Raw genomic sequence first — 21,225 nt, forward strand, 5'->3', positions numbered from 1 at the left:
TGATTGCTTTCTATTTCGTTTTGCTCAAGAGATACAGGAAGTACGGGGCACCAATGATGGCAACCAGAATACCTGCCGGAATCTCTGAAGGCTGCAAGATTACGCGTCCCAGCGTATCTGCAACAAGCACAAGCAATGATCCGACCAGAGCGGATGCAGGCAAAAGGAACTGATGTTTTGGTCCCACGAGACGACGTGCCAAATGTGGACCGATTAGACCCACAAAACCAATGCCGCCACTGACGGATACGCATGATCCGGCCAGTCCCACGGCAGCAGCCAGTAGGATCAGTCTTTCACGCTCCACCGGTGCGCCGAGACCACTCGCTGTTTGATCGCCTAGGTTCAGTACATTGAGCACACGGGCTTTATACAGAACAAGCGGCACAAGGACAATGAGAAACGGCAGCAACGCTGTTACGAATTTCCAGTTGGAACCCCAGATGCTACCTGCCATCCAAGTGGCCACAAATTGATACTTCTCCGGACTGAGCCGAAGTGTTAGTACGATCATAGCTGAGCTGATCCCTGCAGCTACCCCAATCCCTGTAAGCAACATGCGCGTAGGCATGAGACCTTCTCCCTTTTTGTAAGAGAGCACATAAATCAGAAATGCAGCAAATGTTGCACCGATCAGAGCCAGAATTGGCAGCAAAAATACCGGAGCCGCCGTCGTTGTTGGGAAGAAGGATACAAACAACATCACAACCAATCCCGCTCCAGCGTTGATACCCAGAATCCCTGGATCAGCCAGAGGATTTCGGGATACCCCCTGCAGAATACAACCGGACAGCGCAAGTCCTGCACCAACCAGAACCGAAATGACGATACGCGGCAAACGGAATTCAAACAGAATCAGTTCCTGCTTTGCCGTCCCACCGCCAAACAAGGTCCGCATAACCTCAAGTGGAGAAAGCCGAGTGAACCCTGTATTCATACTGATAATAAAAGCCGTAATAATCAACGCACCAAGCACAATCATGACAATGGTGCTTTTTGTTCTCTTTTTGCGTTCTGCTCCAACCAGAGTTGAGGATTCCATGGTTACAGAGTCCTCCTTTCTTTACGCGCCAGATAGAGGAAGAAAGGTACCCCAATTAGGGCAACCAAGGCGCCAATTGGCGTCTCATATGGCGGGTTAATCATACGTGCAGCCAGATCCGCGAATACGAGCAGCAGACTGCCCATCACTGCGGAACATGGAATAATCCAGCGATAATCGACCCCAACCAATTTACGTGTGAGATGGGGAATGATAAGCCCTACAAAACCAACAGCACCCACCACGGATACGGCTGTACCCGCGAGGATCAGGACAACAATCAGACCAACCAGCTTGATCAAGCCAGTACGTTGACCCAACCCAACGGCAATGTCTTCTCCCAAGCTAAGCAGCGTAATGGAACGGGAAATAATAATCCCTGCAATAAGCGCAGCCAAAACCCAAGGGAACATGACCTCTAACTGGGACCACTTCGTCCCGGCTACACCACCAGCTGTCCAGAAAGCGAGATCTTGTCCAATTTTGAAATACAGTGCAATCCCTTCGCTTAGTGCTGACAACATCGCAGACACTGCCGCCCCCGCCAGAACGAGCCGGAGAGGTGTAAGTCCGGATTTGGACGCTGCACCGAAACCATAAACCAATAGAACCCCAAGTCCTGCCCCCACAAAGGAGTACAGAATGATATACATATATGGCATGCCTGGGAAAAAGGCAAAGCAGACAGCGAGCGCAAATCCTGCGCCAGCATTCAGTCCGAGTAACCCGGAATCTGCCAGCGGGTTACGGGTCATCCCCTGCATAATCGCACCGGCTACAGCGAAGCAGGCACCGACCATCGCTCCGCCAAGTATACGTGGTAACCGAATCTCCCATATGATCTGATGCGGAGTCAGTTCAGGATTAAAGTTAAAAATGGCTTCCCATACAACGCCCAGCTTAATATCTGCGGCCCCAAACGAAATGGATAACGCCATCCCCAGTGCGAGCAGCAGAATCCCCCCGGTCAGGATCAATGTGGCAGCCCAGGGACGAGTGTGTATTTTGGCTGTCGGTGATTCCGTAGGTTGACTTGCCGATGAAACTTTCGAACTCATATGTCCCCACCCTTGTTATGAGTGGTGCAGACAGATCCTATGTACATAACATTCACCTCTCTATTAATACATAACTGATATTGATATTGATTCTCATTCCCATAGACCATTGTATGTCAACTAACTGTCTCTGGCAATGGACAAATGGGACATGTTTATTGCATAAATGAATTTTTGTACTAAAAAAAGCTGCATGGATTATAAGAACTCCAATGCAGCACCTCTGTTTTAAATATGAATTAACGACTATGTACAGCAGTCAATGCTGCCAGCACATCAGGCACATCCGTAATGATTCCCTTCACACCCATGTTGATCAGTTCCTGCATTTCGGTAGGATCATTCACCGTGAAAGGATGTGTTGCAATTCCCTGAGCCAGTGCAGCAGCAACTTCCTCTCGTGTTACAGCCAGCTTGTAAGGATGAAGAGCAGAAGCTTCCAGTTTGGCCGCATAATCATATGGGCGGTAGAGCTTTTCCATATATAGAATTGCTGTGCGAATTTCCGGAGCAAGCCGTTTGCACCTCACTAACGAGGCATGATTGAAGCTGGACAGAATGACCTGTTGTTCCATATCCCAATCCCGAATCGCTTGTATCAACTTTTCTTCCATTCCTTTATAACTAACAATACCATTTTTCATTTCCAGGTTAAGTAGTATGTCTTTTCCCCGAACCAGATCGAATAATTCATCCAAAGATGGAATGCGTTCTCCGGCAAAATCGGCATGGAACCAAGCTCCTGCGTCAAGAGTACGCAATTCTTCAACTGATTTATCCTTGACCCAGCCTTCTGCTCCAGCAGTGCGGCTTAACGTCTCATCATGTATCAGTACAAGTCTACCGTCACTGGACAGCTGCACATCCGTTTCAATGCCTGTCGCTCCAAGCTGCAAACTGCGTTCAAATGCAACCATCGTATTCTCGGGACATACGGCGGATGCTCCCCTATGGGCAATATTTTCAACTTTTTTCATTCCAGCCCCTCCTGAGATCAACATTAACTCTATGACTCTCACTATAAACACAGTTTGTCATACCTGTATTAACAGAGCGTTTAATTGTGTGCTCCGTCCGTGTATAGGGTAACATCTTGGGGTGCTGGGGATTCACTCATTTTGTGAACTCAATCTGTAAAGCAGACATAATATAGTATCAGTCATAGACAACTGCACTCCGCTGTAAGGAGGTCGCTCATTGAAACCCCTAAACAAGAAGAGATCTGTATCTCACACAACTTCCTCCCAGAAAACTCACTTACCCAGAATTTCTGCCAAAAGCAGATCCGGCAAACCCAACAGCAAAACAAGAACGCCCCCCGGAGCACGCCAACATATGAAAAAGGCATCCGTTCGCGGGCTGGCCGTTCCTGACAAAACAAATAATCAAGCATCTGTCATTAACACACAGCGTGGTCTGGATCAGTTGGCTGTTATCGCCGCTATTCTGGCCCTTATTGCTGCTGTAATCGGATTGTATATTGCCTGGAAAACACTCAGTTTGCCTGGTGATACTGTTGTAACGGTCTAACCTCTCTTGTCTTGTCCTGCCCTGCTCTGTCTCTCTTTTTCCTAGAGGCGGAGTTCCTTTTTTTTTTTTGCAAACAAAAAAAACCGTTCCCCTGAGACGCCGACCGTACCGGCGTCTCTTTGGAAAGGCCATTTCTTCATCGGGCATTGCCCCGGCAACTATGTCACCGTCCAGGAATGGCTGACCGAATTACAGTACGAATGTACGAGAGATGATAACGAGCAGGATGAACAACACCAGTATCGCGCCTGTTGATGTCCATGCTCCACCGCCAAAGCCGCCGTATCCGTAACCGTATCCTGTGCCTTTAATTTCGCTCATGAGTGACACTCCCCTCTTTTAAGAAAGTACACTATAGACTATGTTTTGGAAGGGAACTTGCTTGGGCACATCGGAAAGTTTTCCGCTGGAGCGGGTAGTTACTTATCCTGAAGCTGAGACCACTTCTGAGTCAATTGTGCCGGAATATAGGAGGACATCCGGTTCAATAGTTCAGCCGGATCAGATTCCAGACTCCATAGACTGAGATGTGAGGTATTGGAAAATCCTTCATGCACGCTGTGCTCAACCATTTTCATCAACGGCTCGTAATATCCGTTTACATTTAGCAAACCAACGGGTTTACGATGAATACCAATTTGTGCCCAGCAAAGAACCTCAAATAGTTCTTCAAATGTACCCATCCCACCAGGAAGCGCCACAAATCCGTCGGACAGCTCGGCCATCGTTGCCTTGCGTTCATGCATCGTTCCCACTTCAATCAGCTGCGTAAGTCCTCCATGAACGACCTCTCCCCGGAATAAGCCAGTTGGCATGACACCAATCACTTCTCCACCCTGTTCCAGAGCAGCATCGGCTACCGCGCCCATTAATCCCATACATGATCCCCCATAGACAAGTGCGTACCCACTATCGGCGATCTGTTTACCCAATTTAATAGCCTGCTGTGTGTAATCGGGGTGATTTCCCGGGTTGGAGCCTGCAAAAACACATATACGTTTCAATGGGTTTCACTCCTTCTCATTATCTATTTCATTAGTGTATAACATGAATGTAAATACTATGTTACATCACTCATCATACTCAAGTGAATAAAAAAACACCCGACCGTTTGCAGCCGGCCGGGCTCCCATAATTAGTACACATCATTTAGAAGGGGTTGTTACTGTTTACTATAAAGGCCGAACATTAAATCCATATGATCTTTGCATGAAATGAATATTAAATATCATTGGACTTATCGTATTCCACGCCGTGAGCGCACCACAAACATATGCTTGTCCTTGCGAAGAATCCGGCCGTCTGCAAGCTCAACCTGATCCTCATCATGACGTATAATGGTTGTGGATAATGCTACAATTTTGGCCCGACGCCAAATCATAACCTGTGATTTGAAATAGATGGCATTTTCAAATTGTACGGCCTTTTTCATCACATATCCAACCTTATGCACCTCGGATCGCGCTTTTTTCAAGGGAAGGCTCTCTTCAGGCAGAGGCCGGATCATTGCGATATTGTCGAACGATACCTTGATCCGCTTGGGTCCGATTCGTACACAATCCGCTTCTTCATCCCACTCGACCAGCGTTCCTTTCAGTGGCTCTCGTATGCCGGTTGCACGATATACGGCTACTTTCCGTCCTACCCAATGTCGCAATGCCATCGCCCCCCGTTTTTCTAGTTTTCCGGTATCGTCCAATCAATCGGTTCAATACCTTTGGAGGTCAAGAATTCATTGGCTTTGGAAAAAGGACGACTGCCCAGGAAGCCACGATGTGCTGCAAGCGGACTTGGATGTGTGGACTCCAACACCAGGTGTTTATCCCGGTTAATGAACGCCCCTTTCTTCTGGGCATGACTGCCCCAAAGCATAAATACCATCGGTTCTGAACGTTCATTCAATGCCCGGATAACAGCGTCAGTAAACGTCTGCCAACCCAGTCCCTGATGGGAGTTCGGCTGTCCTTCACGTACCGTCAGAACTGCATTCAGCAACAGCACACCCTGCTCTGCCCAATGAACGAGCGATCCGTGATTCGGAATCGGCAGACCCAGATCCGCGTGAAGCTCCTTATATATATTTTTCAAAGAAGGAGGAATACGCACCCCCGGTCTGACCGAGAAACTTAATCCTTGAGCCTGACCTGCTCCGTGATAAGGGTCCTGACCGATAATTACGGCCTTGACCTTATGATACGGAGTCAGTTTAAGAGCCGAGAACAAATCTTCCTTGGGTGGAAAGATGGTCTGTGTTTTATACTCGGCGGCGAGTGCATAACGAATGTTGTTGAAATACTCGGCTTCAGTCTCTTCCTGAAGCACCGTGTCCCAATCATTTCCAAACATATGTAAAGGCTCCTTTCCCTGATAAATACATATCCGTGCAGTCCACATAACGAACTGCCACCTGCGTGAGCCGCATCCTACGACTCATAGACTATCCACCATTTTAACATAACCGGGGACAGCAGACCAGAAGTGTACATCAGGGATAGGTTGCCTGTATAACTAACGTTACTTCAAAGTGACCATGAAACAGCGCGCTGCAATTTGATGTGCTTTAATTCTGTACTATTCAAACCTGAACGGGTATGCCCTCATCTTTATTGACCAAGACGGTGCTTATTCTTCTGAGCCCCTCTTCAAGAACCGAACGCGGACATGCCAGGTTCAGACGGATACAACCGCCTCCATTAGCTACGAACATATGTCCATCTTCAAGTAATACCCCTGCTTGTTCAGCGAAAAATAAAGGCAGATTTACATTTGAGGGGACGTATGCCGTAATATCAATCCATGCCAGATACGTAGCTTCCGGAATATGAAATACCGCCTGTGGCAGATAACGCTTCACATATTGATCCACAACGGCAAAATTGTCGTCGAGATACGTTTTCAACTGTCTCAGCCATTCGTCGCCATGTTCGTAAGCCGCTTGTGTTGCAGCAATGCTCAGCGGATTTTTGAATCCATAATGCCGTTTCTGCCAGATTGTTCGAAGTCCTTCATTTGCAATAATTACATTCGAGAACATTAGGCCCGCCATATTGAACGTTTTGCTTGGAGACATACATGTAACGATTCGATCTGTATTCGGGAACAGCTTGGCAAGCGGTGTATGCTTCTTGCCTGTACGCAGCAAGTCACAGTGAATTTCATCCGAGATTACCCACACGTTATGGCTCAGACAGATCTCACCCACACGTTGTAACTCTTCTGTTGACCATACCCTTCCAGACGGATTATGCGGATTGCAAAAAATACATAATGTGACTTGCTCATCACTGGCTTTGGCTTCAAAATCTGCAAAGTCTATTGAATAATGTCCCTGCTCGTTGATCAAATCTGAGCAAACCAGTTCAAGATGATTATGCTCCGCAGCCGATTTGAAATAACCATAGGAGGGTGTCACAATCAGCACCTTCTCATTCGGTTTGCAAATGTATTCAACCAATTCATATAGCGCAGGAATGATCCCATGTGAGGTCTCCAGATGCTCCTTGGGGAATGACCAGTCGTAGTATCTGTGCATCCAGTTGGAGACAGCTTCGTAGTATGCCGGATCGAATACCTGGGAGTACCCCATAATTTTCCGGTCCAGGCGCTCCTTGACTGCTTCCCGTATTTCGGGAGGTGTGGCAAACTCCATATCTGCAATCCACATGCGAATGAATTCTTCATCCTTAAAGGGAAATTTCATATCTTCTGTTCCGTTAAAAATATATTGACGGAAACCATCCGTATTCATGGCATTGGTTCCTGTGCGATCAATAATCTCATCAAAATCATACTTCATAGCCTTCTGCGCCTCTTTCTCTCTGTTCTCCATCCTGGGATGAGGTTCTGTTAGATACATTATTTCATGGCTCAGAAGTTACATCAAACGCAGTACAATCTATTCAGAAGAAACAAATCCATCTTAATGTTTCGTGATAATAGGTATTTTCATGAAAAAAGTGTTATATTTTTCGTAAAGATTGATTTTACCAAGGGGTTTCCCCTTTTCTCATATTCTTAAGAAACTTAACAGAAGGAGATCCGATATGAACACCATCAACCAAGAAGTAGGCAAGAAAATCCGTAATTTTCGCAAATGGAAAGGATTAACGGTTCAGCAGCTGGCGGATCAGATCCACAAAAGTAAAGCCACTCTGTCCAAATATGAAAGTGGAGATATTACACTTGATGTAGTCACGCTGCATCAAATAGCTGATTCATTGAACATTCAAGTGGAGCAGCTGTTGTATATCGAGCCCAAGCAAGCCTCTCCGTTGATGAATACCGTACCGTCCAGCTTTTTCAAAAATTCCACGCGGTTTTATTCATATTTTTATGACGGGCGTAACAATAGCCTTATCCGTTGTGTCATTGACATGATGGCACAGTCGGACGCGAATCGTTATCGAACCGTGATGTATATGAACGTCAAGAATTTTGAGAATTATCAGGAATGCGAAAATATGTATTGGGGCCACACCGAGCATTACGACACACTCACCACGCTGATTCTGAAAAATCAGGCTACACCGCTGGAGAACCTGTATATTAACATTTTGGCATCTTTTCAGGAATCCGAGAAAAAGTGGGGGTTGATGGCCGGGGTTTCTTTCCGTCCCTTTATGCCCATCGCTTTGAAAATGTTATTCTCCCGAACGCCTTTGCCTGAGAATCAGGAGTTATATAATGAGCTGAAAATGTCAAAGGAAGATCTGCGCACGTTAAAAATCTATAATATGCTCGCCGTCACCTAAACCTCAACACAAGCTGGTTCATCAAAGTGGATTGGATGAGAATCCCCTGTATACAAAAAAAGGGCCGCAGTTATAAGCTATTACTGCTCATAAAAGCGCCCTTTTGGATCAGATGTTTATTACTTCACACTTCAACTTTGATGTATTATTCGATTAGTTCTTGATCAAATCAAGGGTTTCGTCAAATAATTGCTTCTGGTCCTCAATCTTGTTTTCATTACCGATAACACAGCGTTGCTGCTGTTCCAATATGGCGGATACGAGTTCCGCAAAACCTATAATGTCACTTTCTGTTGTGCTTAGCACTTCATCCCGTTCTTTCTGAAGATCGGATTCGGTGACATTAGACAGATAACATTCCAGAGAGAATGATCCTTCGCCATAAGGGGTCCTTGGTGTATCGAGGTCCTGGATGGCGCCAATGATATACCTCGTCATTTCCCGTTTATCTGCTTTGAAATCCTTCAGGTATTGCGGCATCTCTTCATAAACTTTGTATGTTTTTTCGAGATTCGGGTCGCGGTACGATGCTACATAGCTGTCTCCGTTACGTCTGAAGCCTGACATGCAGCCGTATGCTCCGCCTTTGGCTCTGATATTATTCCACAAGTAATCCAGAGATAGAATTCCCTGCAAGACACGCAGCGAGCCGGTATACGAATACCCTTTATCGATAAAATTACCTGTTTGAACGACATATTGGACTTCAGATGGAGATCTGAATCCTTCTTTGTGATGCACAGGTGTAAATGCCTCTTTTTCTTTGGCAACGTCCTGGGTGAACAGCTTCGCTTTCAAATCGGATACCTGTTTCTCCAAGCCCGCATATCCCTGATCATCCGCAGTGTAACTCACCAGCAAGTTTTCCGGTCTGAAAATAAAGCCAGTCAACGATTGAAGGCTGGTCGACAGTTCTTCTTTTCTTGCCTCAAAGTTCGCCTGAAGCTCCTCAAGCCACTGGTAAAAGGTGATGCCACTAACGGCTTCCCTGAAGTCTGCGACAGCAGAGTGTTTAGAGGTAGAACGGCCAATTCCCGCTGAATGCCCTCCGCTGATCAGATTGCGCTGCAAGTTGCCTTTCAACTGGGCAATAATTTCGTATAAACGCTTCGAATCATCAAATTTGGACGTAAACACAATTTCTTTGATCATGTCAAAAGCAAATCCAAGTTTGTCATACAGTACTTTGGCGTTGAATTCATACGTAGCCTTGAAATCACTGTGCTCATGCGCGTTTGCATACGTACCTATACCACTATGAATGCCCCCGGAATGAATGTGAATTTCATTCGACAATTCATTAAATGAGAAATTCTGAGTATCGACGTAACCGAGCACACTTTTCAGCAATCCAACATACGGCAGTAAACGCCGTGGGACTTCCTTAATATCGAACAACAGTCTCAGATAACCGATCCCATTGGTATAGATGTTATGGTGCAGTACCGTTGTACCTTCGACTTGATTTACCGTCTGGTAGAGCGTAGATGCTTTCGGTTCAATATCCTCTATCGACAACGTCGGAATCACCTGCTGTTGTTCCTTGGTTGACGGTGCATTCTGGTACTCGGCGAGAGCCTCGGTTCTCTGAATGAGCTGCTGAATCTCTTCCTGACTCAGTCCCGCCTGAACTGATTTCAGATGTGCTTTCAGCGCTTCTTCTTTGCGTGCGTTTAATCCTTTATCCGGCGTGACAGCAACAAAAGAAGTATGTGTATTTTTTAGTAAATACGTCTCAATCAACTTCTCGAAGTAACCCTCGGTCATCTTCGTTCTCAGCTCGGCAAATACGTCATTTGCTTCCAAATGAGTGAATGGAGCATCGACATCATACAGCCAGCTTTGCAATGAGGAGAAACCATAGATTAACCCTTTGGGCATTCTTCCATAATCCGCTTCACGGTGGTTGAATTCATAGGAATTAATACCTGCGAGCAGCGCTTTTGGATCAAAGCCTTCTTTCACAACACGCTCAAGCACCTCTTTTACCGTCCCCAGAAAATCTTCTTTGCTTGCCAGATTGCTCTTCTTCAATCCAACGGTGAACACGGGCTGATACAGGCTGTCATCATACGTACCATAGACATCCTTCGCAATGCCCTTATCCAGCAAAGCCTGCTTCAGAACCGCTCCTGGAGCGTTAAGCAATGCGTACAGCAAAATTTGAAACGAGATGTTTAATTCCTTGTCCAGACTTGTTCCAATAACCGCATTATAGGTCAAAAAGCTGTTATCCACTTCTGATTCGGTACTTCCGGCAGAATATGTTTTAACTGCGTCCACTCTTTCTCCGAATGCAGGTTGAGGCTGAATGGCAGAATCGATCTCAATCCGATCATACTCACTCAGATAGTTCTCATCTAACCACTGCAATTTCTCTTCCATATCCATATCCCCATACAAATAAATGAAACTATTGGATGGATGATAGTATCTGGAGTGGAAATCCAGCAAGCCTTGATAGGTCAGATCGGGAATGGCATCGGGAAATCCGCCTGATTCACAGGAATATGTAGTATCCGGGAAAAGTGAATTCAAGACTTCTCTGCGCACAATCCGTTCCGGGGAAGAAAAAGCACCCTTCATCTCGTTATATACAACGCCGTTATAGGTTAACTCATCTTCAGCTGAGGTCAGGTTGTAATTCCAACCTTCCTGCAGAAATATTTTTTCATTATCATAAATATTCGTGTGGAGTACTGCATCCAGATAAATATCCATCAGGTTATGGAAGTCATGATCATTCCGGCTTGCAATCGGATAAATCGTTTTATCGGGATATGTCATCGCATTCAGAAATGTATTAAGAGAACCCTTCAGCAATTCAACAAAGGAATCCTTCGCCGGAAATTTCTTGGAGCCACAAAGTACGGAATGTTCCAGAATGTGAGCTACACCTGTATTGTCTTCCGGAGGAGTACGGAAACCGATACTGAACACCTTATTATCATCTTGATTGGATAAGAGTACAATTTTGGCTCCGGATTTCTGATGTTCCAGGAGATACGCATCTGACTTCAACTCTTCAATTCTGCGTTCCTGCAGCACCTTATAGGGCTTAAGCTGTTTCAACATGGGTCGAGTCCTCCGTCCATTAAATTGTTTAGTTTGGTATGCAACCTTGAGTTCTTCAAGTTCAAAGTTAGAGGTAATTTATGCCTACGGATAGTATACACCATCGATCATGGTAATTCATAATGGGCAGCCTCATAGGCGTCATCTGATATGTATTATCATTTTTTTATGTTTATGAGCTGAATGGTACAGCAGAAAATCATAAAAATTAAATTTTTCAAACAAAAAAAGATCGCATGAACAACTTGTTTAACAAGTGTCATGCGATCTTTTCTTAGGATGCCGAGGACCGGGATCGAACCGGTACGGTAGTCACCTACCGCAGGATTTTAAGTCCTGTGCGTCTGCCAATTCCGCCACCCCGGCATGGGTATGTATTTCTTGGCGACAAGAAATATCTTACCATGAAATTTATAGCTTTGCAATACCTTAACATAAAATAATCCAAAAAAAATGAAACAGGCACTGCCAGCGTTAGCGAGCAGTGCCTAGAAAGTTCGAGTTGCGGTCCCGAACTTTCTTTAAACCATCTATATTAAGGGAGGTGTGAAATAAGAATACCTCCCCAACATTAAAGAAACCTAAAATCAGGCTTAAATTAAACTAAAAAAGAAGAATAGGTGCAATTCGGGCCGCCTCTTCCTCGCTGCATTCCACAACCACCAGGATATGCCCCTGTACCAGCCAATCTTCGTAGTAATTAGCATCTTCCTCGGAGACCCCTGCTTCGGTTAAGGTAAGCACCAAATCATCCGTTTCACTTCCAATCTCGTTGCCTGCAAGTTTGCGTACCGCTTTTCCGATGGACATCGTCTGATCCATCCGCTTGCCCAGACCAGCAAGCACCCCTTTAAACACGCCTAAAGCTCCATCTGTTCCTGCGCCCTTCAGAGGTAGCGGCAAACCAGTTTTCTCACTTACCATTTCGAGATTAACCTGTTCTTTGGCTACCGCGCCCAAATATTTATCTGCAATGCCTTCTTCTTTCAATTTATTCAGCATGATAATGGCTTCGTGCTCCGTACGTACAAGTCCAATCAGCAATTGTGTCATTATACATCCCCCTCCTTTTATCCTTATATAACCCCTGGTTGCTTCTTCAAAAACGGAAATCCTGTAATAAGTCCTTACACCTATGTAAAATATAATTTCTTATCTGGAAATCTATACCTAGTTCTGATAGACTATATAAAGAAGACAAATTAACCATTGAAATTATTGACATATCGAATTACTAATCCATAACCAGGAGCAATGACATATGAAAAAAGAGGTAGAAATTGCCATTCGACGCAAACAACAAATTATCGTCCGTAATACAAGCGGGCAAACGGTAACTGGATTTCCGGAACGTACAGCCGATGCTTCCATTCTTTCCTTACGGACCGTCCACGGAAGCCTGTGGATTCCATTCGACGAAGTGGAGCAAGTCACTCGTTTGTTAAGTATCCGCTCCCATCATTTAAGTGGAACGCAGTTGTGTACGGCTGATCTGTAAACAGGGAACAAACACTTCATGTATGTATACGTGAACTAGACGTGTTTATTTCGCCATTCATAAAATAAAACCAGACGCATCAACGTCTGGTTTTATTTTGCCTTTTACGCTATGCCACACACTTCAAAGCCCCAGGGCATATCTGTATCAATCACTTTCTCATTCCTGGCATGTCATTATTTCACTACAAACTTTACTCGCGTTCCATCCGGATATGTACTTAGTTGGTTTCCCACCCATGAGCCTGCGCCACGATTATCCTTGGGACTAATATATTGGATATCAGCTCCCGCTCCTCCTTCCGCACACATTGCCATTGGCCACTCATCCCGGTCTTTCCCCTTTTTAACCGGAACACCTTTGAGGGACAAATCCCGATTACCTTCAGCTCCACTGCGATCAATGGTGCATACATCGGAATGTCCTGCCTTGATTGCCGTCTTGATATGATTGGCCGTTTCGGGATAGCGCTCTGCCGGGAATGTGATGGTATGATCTACGCTTCCTTTGCTTCCCCCAAATTGGGATGGGATGTCCAGAGACCATTCTCCCCCAACCCATGCATAGAGAGCCACCATTAACATGGCCACCAGCGTCAATATCTGCTTTTTAAATCGTTGCCTGCCCTTGCTCTTTCTGCTTCTGCGTCTTTTACTCATGCTGTTTCTCCCCCATTCAACACTTGCATTATACCAGAACGCCAGTTCGCTAAACAATATAAAAAAACAGCCGACATACTCGGCTGCTCTGTATAGGCTACCCCACGTTAGGGATCGCCTGTTGTCGAAGTAAGGGCAAAGTAACCTCAAACTTCGTTCCTTTTCCCTCAATACTCTCCACCGTAATTTGACCATTCATCAGTTCGAGCAGCTCTTTACAGATGGTAAGCCCCAGTCCGCTGCCGCCAAATTTGCGTGCGTGGGAGACGTCCGTCTGCGTAAATGCCTCAAATAATTGATTAGTTTTATTTTCTGGAATGCCAATCCCCGTGTCATGGACAGTGAATACCAGGATAACGGTATCCCCTCGCTGCTCCTGAACATCGATCTGTAATTGTACTTCACCTTGTTCCGTAAATTTAATGGCGTTGCTGAGCAGGTTGTCCAGCACTTGGCGGAGACGCAGAGGATCACCCGTGAGTACATCAGGAATGGCCAGATCCGCATGACAGAGCAAGCGAATTTGTTTATTTTGCGCCGCGGGTTCATGCGTTTTAATAATCTGTTGAATCAGCTTCAACGGCTGAAATTCAATTTGCTCCACTTTCATTTTCCCTCTTCCCAGCTTGGCCATATCAAGACTATTGTTGACAATGTTCAGAAGAGCTTCCCCTGACTGGCGCGCAAGCTCCAGATACTCTTTCTGCTCCTCACTGTTGTCCCCCATGCCGACAAGTTCGATCATGCCCATAATCCCATTCAGCGGCGTACGAAGCTCATGGTTCAGTTTCCCAATGAACTCCATCTGCCCCCGACTGTTCATTTCCGTCAGCGAAGCTGCCATCCGCAACTGCTGCTCAGCATATTTCCGCTCCGAAATATCGTATTGAATCCCTACAAAAAACAGACATTCCCCTGAATCATCGAAAATAGGATCAATATTCAGTTCATTCCAGAACTTCTGTCCATTCTTTGTATAGTTCAGAATCTCTGTTTTGATCGACTGCTGCTTATTCAACGCTTCGCGGATATGCTGTACGGTTTTCGGGTCCGTATCTGGCCCTTGCAGGAACCGGCAATTCTGTCCAATTGACTCTTCAGCACTGTATCCGGTTAACTGAGTAAAATATTCATTTACATACATTAGCGGAAAATCAGGCAAGGTAGCGTCAACTACGGTCACGGAAGATTTAATTTTAGAGATAATAAATTCCCATTGTATAGCGAGTTGATTGTATTTAGTCATGCTTCCTCCTTCATCTCACCAAACTTAAGTATATTCATGCTCCTAATGAAGCTATCGATAACCCGATGGTATGTGATTATATAAAAACAATATAATTAATTGTAACATAGTTATTCAAGTCATGTGTTCCTTGGGTAATATCTGATAAATACATTCAAAAAAACTTATCAAGTCATCAGGAGGGGCACTCATGAAATTTTTATTAATCGTCATTATTATTATTTTGCTTGTTTTCTTTTTCACAAGACGTAAACGTTAATGTTGAGCCGGTCATGTAAAATGAGGAAGGAAGATCGGGTATGCGAACCCTCTTTTTTATATTCATGACACTTTGTATCATCAATCTGTGCTTCCCGAAATTTGGCTGGTATTTGCGTTACGGCTGGATTTCCAGGGGAGAGTCTGAACCCAGCAGACCATACATGGCGATGACCAGAATGACCAGTCTGTTGATGCTGCTTATCGCTTTTTCGCTCGTTGTGGCTTGAATAATAGAAACCAGAATGGCAGCTGTTTCTTGGGACAGCTGCTTTTTTGCTGCTTCAATGACGGGAAAATGACAACTTTGTTTGTGGTGCGTTTGCAACGATCCCCGTAATATATAACTATCGTTGTGGAAAGGACACCTTAGCATGAACATCGCATTTTATCCATATTGGGCTGCCAAAACGCTGCTTTCTCTCATTAATGTTATATATATCATGGTTATTACAACATTTATTTACGGTCAGACTGGGTCTGTCCTTTACGCTGCACTGTTTCCATTCATTCAAATGTTAGCGCGTATCGTCGCAGGCTTTACTGTACCATTGCTTGTGAACCGTTTCGCATTCTCCAGGCTGATTGTTAGCATTCCTTTAGCCAAAACATTGCTGATTACCGGAATCGCCATTGCATTTACCGATCTCACTGCTCATATTCCTTTTCTGCTTGTGGGAACAGCGATCCTCTCGCTCCTGGACGGATGGGAATCTCCATTAATAAACACATTAACTCCACGATTGGTTCAAGGAGAAGATCTGGTGAAGGCGAATAGTTTTCTCTCGTTTTCCACTCAGACCGTGACGATCATTGGATATGCGATGACAGGATACATCGTTATGTACTGGGGGGCTTCACAAGCATTCTGGGCGGCTACAAGCTTATCCTGGGCTGTTCTGCTCTTAATGATTACGATCAGTTCACTTACCCGCAATATTCAGGAGAAAGTCGAGAAATCCACTTCCAGCTGGAATGTATTAACGGAAGGCTGGCTTATTCTTTGGAAAAATCGGTCGCTGCGCCTGATAACGTTCATGGATCTGGTTGGAGGTCTTGCTGGCTCCATCTGGATTGGCGCTATCACGCTTGCTTTTGTGAAAGAAGCTTTGGGCCAACAAGAAGGTTGGTGGGGACTTATCAACTCCAGTTATTCTGCCGGTACCATTCTTGGGGGGATTTTAGCCATCGCCCTAGCCTCTCGCATACAGAAGCACCTAATCTCAAGTATGGCCGTAGGCTCTCTGCTCTTCAGCTTGCTGACCATCACATACGGTTTAAACAGCCTTCCTTGGCTTGCTCTGGTATTGTGTGTGCTTATGGGTCCCGCTTATCAGATCCGAGATGTGGCTCAGCAAACCGCTTTTCAGAGAAGTATGCCCGTCGAATCCTTGTCCACGGTATACGCAGCGCATGGAATTATTCTATCCACTGCCATGAGCATATCTACGGTAGTCTTTGGTCTGATTGCTGACCAAATGGGAGTTCGGCTGGTGTATTTGATTGGTGGTGCCTTATTCATCATATCCTCTTTGTGCTCTTTCCGATTAAATAGAATCAAAGACTAAAATGATTGAATCAAAAAAAAGACGAGCAACATCTGCTCGTCTCCGCTGCTTCCGAACATTATCGAAGCAGCCCTTTTATTCTCAATCCAATCGGTAATCTGTCAACGGTTTGCCCTGTTTATAATACAACGCTGGTGACAGTATATTGAAGAAAATATGCACATCAGGCAAATCCGCTTCTTCCAAAATAGCCTGCATTGAGGAAGCAATCCGATTATGAATCTCCTGATCACGTTGGAACATCAAGATCTCTACTGAAGCCGGAGAAGGAGTAAGGGCTTGTACGTCATGACGTTCTGCCTTCATTCTCTCCCGCGGAATATTGGTAATCAATGCAAATTGCTCCGTGATGCGGGGTACAACTTCCTCCAGTTGGGGTCCTGTGAATCCTTTAAAACGAATAAACGGCATTGCTATCCCTTCAATCTCTATTATTAGTCTCTTATGTGATTTTAAGCACATTGTTTTCGGTTGTCAAATCTCTTTCATCATATCATTTTTTTCATAGAAACGCAGAAAAGCCCCGCTGAAGTCTCAGCGGAGCATACACGTAACCAGAATCTCACCTTGTTCTGTAGTGGCTTACAGCCAGAAAGATTTAGTGATGATTACGAGCAGGATGAAGAGTACCAGAATTGCGGCAGTGGAAGTACAAATACCGGTCCCTACTCCTCCAACATTATTACAACCGTATCCAACATTACTCATTTGATTGGCCTCCTTTGAATTTCAAGGTATGCCATAACATATGTCGATTCAAACATTAATGACCGGGCTATACGGCAAGCTATCCAGCCCATTCATTGTGTGTTTTGTCAGTTGAATTATGCCGAAGGAATGACTTGGATGTTCACATTACTTCCTGTTACTTCACGATAGAGGTCTGCTGTATTTTTCTTCTCAAGGACAATCAAACGAGTACGTGTATCGTTTCTGGACGCCAAGACCACCTGACCATCCGGAGCAATACAATAGGCGATTGGAATTGAAATTTCACTGTCACGATACGAGCCATCGGCATGGCTTGTCCCCATAACAATGCATTGATGTTGTATCGCCATCTGCCGAGCTTCTTCAATCCACTCTGTGTACTGCTCTTCACTGAACATCCCCACTCCAATGGAATGCATAACGATATCCACTCTACCAATATTCTCGTTACGAAAACCTTGCAGCACCAGCTCATCACATAACAAGGTGCTTATGCTCCAGTCCTGTTCCTTAACGACCTCAGCAGCGGTATACTTCGCCTTCTCCAATACAGTCTCCCCAGCTTTGTTAATGATGACCGCACGGTCCTTGGGACGTTCATCCAACCTGCGATGACCTGATATAATCATCGTTCCATATACAGCCGCCAGATGCCTAGCCTCTTCCACGTTCTGATTCAGGTATCCCTCAGGAAAGAGCAACACATCCACTTCTGGATATTGTTTCAATTCCGCTTCCAGTTGCAGCAATTGTTGTTCCAACATGGGTTGTCCAATAATAATCTTCAACGTTTATCCCCCATTCATAAATAAAAGCCGGTTCATACCTAAATTAGGTACGAAACCAGCTTAAAGGCTGTACAGGCAGGATTCCTGCTCATCACACTTTGCTTCAAGAGTAATTGTCTTTGGCATATCGCTCCGTCTAACAATTACTTTTACAGTTGAAATGATATGTAGTTAGGAATTTAGGAATTTCTGTGTTCAATTCTATCATAAATCTCCTGCCCGTCATAACCTCGATCTGTAGCTATATCTTTCGCAAAAAGTACCATATCACCAGTCGCAGCTGAATTCGCGCCCAACGCCCCCACAACCGCCGCAAGCGGATAAAGCAAAATGCTCAGAACCTTCTTCATGTTCTCATCTCCTCTTCCGTTTACAGGAAATTTTTGTGTGATCATCCTAATAATACGATAAAGAGAAGTTAGTTTCAATCTTTATAGTCATTCGAAACTTTTCAGCAAATCCATTGCCTCTTCATGATCAGGTTCCAATGCCAGTACTTTCCGCGTGTAAGCCAGTGCTTCTTCTTCCAGTTCGAGTTCATAACAACACACGGCCAAGTCATACAGTACCGCCGAGTCCTGTTTTCTCGAATCAGCATCTAACGCCAGCTCCAGAAACCGCTTGGCGTCCCCATACATGTACATCCCATATAACAACTGACCTGCAAGAAACGCCACATCTCCTAATCGCTCCATTACATAATATGAAGACCACATGACGTGAATTCCAGACTGAATATCAAGCATTTCCTCATCGCTTGCATCCGGGAGAAGATTCGAAATTCGGTTGGCACTATGAATCAAAAACTCAGCATCATATCCGCCCAGACGCCAGAACGGTATAATCTGCTTCAGTTCCATCCGCTCAACCTGATGATCCATCCATTCTTTTATACTAAAGAAATCGTCGGGTCCAAAACGTTCAACAAATCGGTGATATGCCAGCCTTGTGTTCACGTACCCTAACGGTTCGTCCACCATCAACATACATCCAACGTTCAGATCCTTATAATGATGTGTTGTAAAGGAAGTGTGGGCTCCTTGCCCTTCCAACACATATTGAATGGCATGATAATTTGCCGTTAAAGAAAAACTCCCATGAAGTACGAATTCAGGTGGCTCGGCAAACTTCCAGTTGTCCAGTCGATGGTCTCCTTTGTCCGCAGTAATCAACACATACCCTGACTCTGATAACCTATTCAATCGTTCGAGGCATGACAGACCAATTGCCGGGAACAAAATGTGCGAATCCTCCAACTCTTCCTTGTATAGTGCAATAAGTTCCTGATATGCATAGTTCTCCGCACTGTACTCAGGTGCGCGGCTGTATTCATAACTCAGTGTCATGTTTTCCAGCAATTCGGCAGGTTCGGAAACAAGAGAACGTTCTGGAGATTGGACGAATACGTCACACTCATATATCTCACCCTCACCAACATAAATTAATTCCTGTGGAATGCTGTCAAAAAAGTAATTGGCAATCAACAGCAAAGGTTGCTTCAGATCGCCTGGTCGAATAACTGTATCCGCTACCACCAGATTCAACACCGTATCCTGTACTGCGTCAAAACGTGCAAAATCCAGTATCCCTTGATTAATAAAGGATTGCATAGAAGGATGCTCTCTCCAAGCCAATACATTATCTTCAACTAGATCGGTCATTACATAGCGAAAAGCTGGCAGCGCCACGCCTGCAAAATCTTTCAACTCTGTCAGTTTGAGCAGAATTTGGTGTGCCAAGCGGCCTACGCCCGCTCCAAGTTCCAGAATGGTCACTGCCTCGGCCGTCTTTCCTTTGCTGGCGAGATCTTGAAGAAAACCAAAAATCATCTCGGCATACGCCGTTGCAATCATGGGATTACTCGTAATATATTGCGGAACCTGATTCTCTGTCCAAGCGTGCAGCCCTTTCTGTTCATAGTATGCCCGCTGCCAGTCCCATACCGGAGCTTCACTGAAGCGGAACCGTTGTCCTTCGTTTTGCATCATTGGTTGAAAACCTGCTTTCCATTCATAATTTTATCGAATTTCGGACTTACAATTCCATGCCCGCATAGACCGCTCCCTTAATCTCTAACGCATTATATCATAAACAAAGCCTGATCCAATGAAGTGCTAAACCGCACCCCTGTAAAATAGAAAAAACCTACCTTTCTCAAGGCAGGTAATACTTTTTAATACATTAATGATTTTTTTATAACGAACTGTTAGCAAGGGCATTCAACGTTAGTCCGAATACAAGACTCCATCAAAGTTCTCTGGACCTACACGAATCGTACCCAGCAAGTTAGAGCTGACGAATGCGGTGTACGTTAATTGAGGTGTGATCGGTGGGTTGAAATCATCCGCAGAGAACGTAATGACTTGAGGAGCCAGGATGCTCAAGCTAAACGTAGACGTCGCAGAATAGATGACAGGGTCCGTTGCCAAGGTTCCTCTGACAATCGTTATCGTTATTCCAACGAGAGCCAAGGGAAGTTGAACTGAAACGGTCCCTTTGAATTGCACACGCGGATTGGCACCAATACCCGCAGTAGTTACAAGTCCAATCTGACCAAATAATTGTGGCGTATTAATAACAAGGATCGGTATTGCAATAGAATTCGCCAAACTTGCATTCTGCGACGTTCTCGCATCAATAAATTGGCTCATGAAATCTACCTCCTATTGTTTGGAATATGATAGTATATGTGAGATTTGTAATGTGGCATGGACAGACACTGATATTCCGAAAAAAGGGCACACTAAAAAGACACTGCCCGTATTATTACAGCAGTGCCTCTCCTTCTTTGACTTTCAAATTTGCAATTGATTATTGAACATTCTTCTTTTTTTAAATGGCTTACTCGATATTATGATCGTTTTTCTCCATTTTCTGATTTAATAATCGAATCTCTCGCTTCAAACCTGATATTTCCTCTCTTAAACCTGATTTTTTTATTGCCATAGAAAACACAGCATATAAAATCAGACCTACCAGACCAATGAAAATAAATATAGTTAAAATCCCTACAAAACCCACAGCACTAGCACCATTCATAG

Annotated in this window: 24 protein-coding genes and 1 tRNA gene; 5 read left to right on the forward strand and 20 right to left on the reverse strand. The window is 44.8% G+C overall.

Going from position 1 to position 21,225, the window contains the following annotated elements; translation table 11 throughout:
- Window positions 1-10: 10 nt before the first annotated feature.
- The 3 genes from RS891_RS22315 to RS891_RS22325 all read right to left on the reverse strand — a co-directional run bounded on the left by RS891_RS22315 (window position 11) and on the right by RS891_RS22325 (window position 3,077).
- Window positions 11-1,042, reverse strand: a complete 1,032-nt coding sequence (locus tag RS891_RS22315; RefSeq protein WP_024631187.1) for a FecCD family ABC transporter permease — start codon at window positions 1,040-1,042, stop codon at window positions 11-13.
- Between the two features lie 2 nt (window positions 1,043-1,044).
- Window positions 1,045-2,100 (reverse strand): FecCD family ABC transporter permease, encoded by a 1,056-nt coding sequence (locus RS891_RS22320; RefSeq protein WP_113053889.1) that lies wholly within the window; start codon window positions 2,098-2,100, stop codon window positions 1,045-1,047.
- Between the two features lie 239 nt (window positions 2,101-2,339).
- The gene (locus tag RS891_RS22325; protein WP_315793241.1) at window positions 2,340-3,077 is read right to left on the reverse strand and encodes a glycerophosphodiester phosphodiesterase; all 738 of its coding nucleotides are present in this window, start codon (window positions 3,075-3,077) and stop codon (window positions 2,340-2,342) included.
- Window positions 3,078-3,435: 358 nt separating this feature from the next.
- Between RS891_RS22325 and RS891_RS22330 the strand changes: the two genes are divergently transcribed.
- Entirely contained in the window at window positions 3,436-3,630 is a 195-nt protein-coding gene (locus tag RS891_RS22330; protein ID WP_315793242.1) for a hypothetical protein, read from the forward strand.
- Between the two features lie 189 nt (window positions 3,631-3,819).
- Here the strand turns inward: RS891_RS22330 and RS891_RS22335 are convergent, their stop codons facing one another.
- The 5 genes from RS891_RS22335 to RS891_RS22355 form a co-directional block, all read right to left on the reverse strand.
- Complete coding sequence (locus RS891_RS22335; protein ID WP_211754062.1) at window positions 3,820-3,951, reverse strand: YjcZ family sporulation protein; 132 nt, start codon at window positions 3,949-3,951, stop codon at window positions 3,820-3,822.
- Between the two features lie 98 nt (window positions 3,952-4,049).
- Complete coding sequence (locus RS891_RS22340) at window positions 4,050-4,634, reverse strand: LOG family protein (RefSeq protein WP_072735382.1); 585 nt, start codon at window positions 4,632-4,634, stop codon at window positions 4,050-4,052.
- Between the two features lie 233 nt (window positions 4,635-4,867).
- Complete coding sequence (locus RS891_RS22345) at window positions 4,868-5,293, reverse strand: hypothetical protein (protein WP_181586606.1); 426 nt, start codon at window positions 5,291-5,293, stop codon at window positions 4,868-4,870.
- A 14-nt stretch (window positions 5,294-5,307) separates the two neighbouring features.
- On the reverse strand, window positions 5,308-5,976 hold the full coding sequence (gene ung / locus RS891_RS22350) for a uracil-DNA glycosylase (protein WP_113054054.1): 669 nt from the start codon (window positions 5,974-5,976) through the stop codon (window positions 5,308-5,310).
- A gap of 229 nt (window positions 5,977-6,205) precedes the next feature.
- Complete coding sequence (locus tag RS891_RS22355; protein ID WP_315793243.1) at window positions 6,206-7,426, reverse strand: MalY/PatB family protein; 1,221 nt, start codon at window positions 7,424-7,426, stop codon at window positions 6,206-6,208.
- Window positions 7,427-7,673: 247 nt separating this feature from the next.
- On the opposite strand from RS891_RS22355, the gene RS891_RS22360 reads away from it, so the two are divergent.
- On the forward strand, window positions 7,674-8,381 hold the full coding sequence (locus tag RS891_RS22360; protein ID WP_113053884.1) for a helix-turn-helix domain-containing protein: 708 nt from the start codon (window positions 7,674-7,676) through the stop codon (window positions 8,379-8,381).
- Window positions 8,382-8,534: 153 nt separating this feature from the next.
- On the opposite strand, the gene RS891_RS22365 is transcribed toward RS891_RS22360, so the two are convergent.
- The 3 genes from RS891_RS22365 to RS891_RS22375 form a co-directional block, all read right to left on the reverse strand.
- Entirely contained in the window at window positions 8,535-11,456 is a 2,922-nt protein-coding gene (locus tag RS891_RS22365) for an insulinase family protein (protein WP_315793244.1), read from the reverse strand.
- 280 nt (window positions 11,457-11,736) lie between these two features.
- Window positions 11,737-11,822 (reverse strand) — tRNA-Leu (locus RS891_RS22370).
- A gap of 237 nt (window positions 11,823-12,059) precedes the next feature.
- A complete protein-coding gene (locus RS891_RS22375) occupies window positions 12,060-12,509 on the reverse strand; it encodes a general stress protein (protein WP_315793245.1) in 450 nt (149 codons plus the stop codon).
- Between the two features lie 208 nt (window positions 12,510-12,717).
- On the opposite strand from RS891_RS22375, the gene RS891_RS22380 reads away from it, so the two are divergent.
- Window positions 12,718-12,954 carry a hypothetical protein gene (locus RS891_RS22380; RefSeq protein WP_113053881.1) on the forward strand — a complete coding sequence of 79 codons (237 nt, stop codon included), beginning with the start codon at window positions 12,718-12,720 and terminating at the stop codon, window positions 12,952-12,954.
- A gap of 176 nt (window positions 12,955-13,130) precedes the next feature.
- Here the strand turns inward: RS891_RS22380 and RS891_RS22385 are convergent, their stop codons facing one another.
- The gene (locus RS891_RS22385) at window positions 13,131-13,613 is read right to left on the reverse strand and encodes a NucA/NucB deoxyribonuclease domain-containing protein (protein ID WP_083678812.1); all 483 of its coding nucleotides are present in this window, start codon (window positions 13,611-13,613) and stop codon (window positions 13,131-13,133) included.
- 97 nt (window positions 13,614-13,710) lie between these two features.
- Window positions 13,711-14,859, reverse strand: coding sequence for a sensor histidine kinase (locus RS891_RS22390; protein ID WP_113053880.1), 1,149 nt, complete (start codon window positions 14,857-14,859; stop codon window positions 13,711-13,713).
- Window positions 14,860-15,182: 323 nt separating this feature from the next.
- On the opposite strand from RS891_RS22390, the gene RS891_RS31745 reads away from it, so the two are divergent.
- Together RS891_RS31745 and RS891_RS22400 are read left to right on the forward strand one after the other, a co-directional pair.
- A complete protein-coding gene (locus RS891_RS31745; RefSeq protein ID WP_397386969.1) occupies window positions 15,183-15,347 on the forward strand; it encodes a DUF6199 family natural product biosynthesis protein in 165 nt (54 codons plus the stop codon).
- A gap of 144 nt (window positions 15,348-15,491) precedes the next feature.
- Window positions 15,492-16,685 carry an MFS transporter gene (locus RS891_RS22400; protein ID WP_315793246.1) on the forward strand — a complete coding sequence of 398 codons (1,194 nt, stop codon included), beginning with the start codon at window positions 15,492-15,494 and terminating at the stop codon, window positions 16,683-16,685.
- 81 nt (window positions 16,686-16,766) lie between these two features.
- On the opposite strand, the gene RS891_RS22405 is transcribed toward RS891_RS22400, so the two are convergent.
- From RS891_RS22405 to RS891_RS22435, 7 genes are all read right to left on the reverse strand, one after another.
- Window positions 16,767-17,096 carry a DUF1904 family protein gene (locus RS891_RS22405; protein ID WP_053784203.1) on the reverse strand — a complete coding sequence of 110 codons (330 nt, stop codon included), beginning with the start codon at window positions 17,094-17,096 and terminating at the stop codon, window positions 16,767-16,769.
- 171 nt (window positions 17,097-17,267) lie between these two features.
- Window positions 17,268-17,393, reverse strand: a complete 126-nt coding sequence (locus RS891_RS22410) for a sporulation protein YjcZ (RefSeq protein ID WP_113053877.1) — start codon at window positions 17,391-17,393, stop codon at window positions 17,268-17,270.
- Between the two features lie 116 nt (window positions 17,394-17,509).
- The gene (locus RS891_RS22415) at window positions 17,510-18,184 is read right to left on the reverse strand and encodes a hypothetical protein (RefSeq protein ID WP_258530686.1); all 675 of its coding nucleotides are present in this window, start codon (window positions 18,182-18,184) and stop codon (window positions 17,510-17,512) included.
- Between the two features lie 179 nt (window positions 18,185-18,363).
- On the reverse strand, window positions 18,364-18,534 hold the full coding sequence (locus RS891_RS22420; RefSeq protein ID WP_181586604.1) for a hypothetical protein: 171 nt from the start codon (window positions 18,532-18,534) through the stop codon (window positions 18,364-18,366).
- 87 nt (window positions 18,535-18,621) lie between these two features.
- Window positions 18,622-20,172, reverse strand: a complete 1,551-nt coding sequence (locus RS891_RS22425; protein ID WP_113053876.1) for a tetratricopeptide repeat protein — start codon at window positions 20,170-20,172, stop codon at window positions 18,622-18,624.
- A gap of 237 nt (window positions 20,173-20,409) precedes the next feature.
- A complete protein-coding gene (locus RS891_RS22430; RefSeq protein ID WP_113053875.1) occupies window positions 20,410-20,835 on the reverse strand; it encodes a hypothetical protein in 426 nt (141 codons plus the stop codon).
- A gap of 190 nt (window positions 20,836-21,025) precedes the next feature.
- On the reverse strand, window positions 21,026-21,223 hold the full coding sequence (locus tag RS891_RS22435; protein ID WP_315793247.1) for a hypothetical protein: 198 nt from the start codon (window positions 21,221-21,223) through the stop codon (window positions 21,026-21,028).
- Window positions 21,224-21,225 lie beyond the last annotated feature (2 nt).

Source organism: Paenibacillus sp. BIC5C1, from assembly GCF_032399705.1.
GTDB classification, from domain to species: Bacteria; Bacillota; Bacilli; order Paenibacillales; family Paenibacillaceae; genus Paenibacillus; species Paenibacillus taichungensis_A.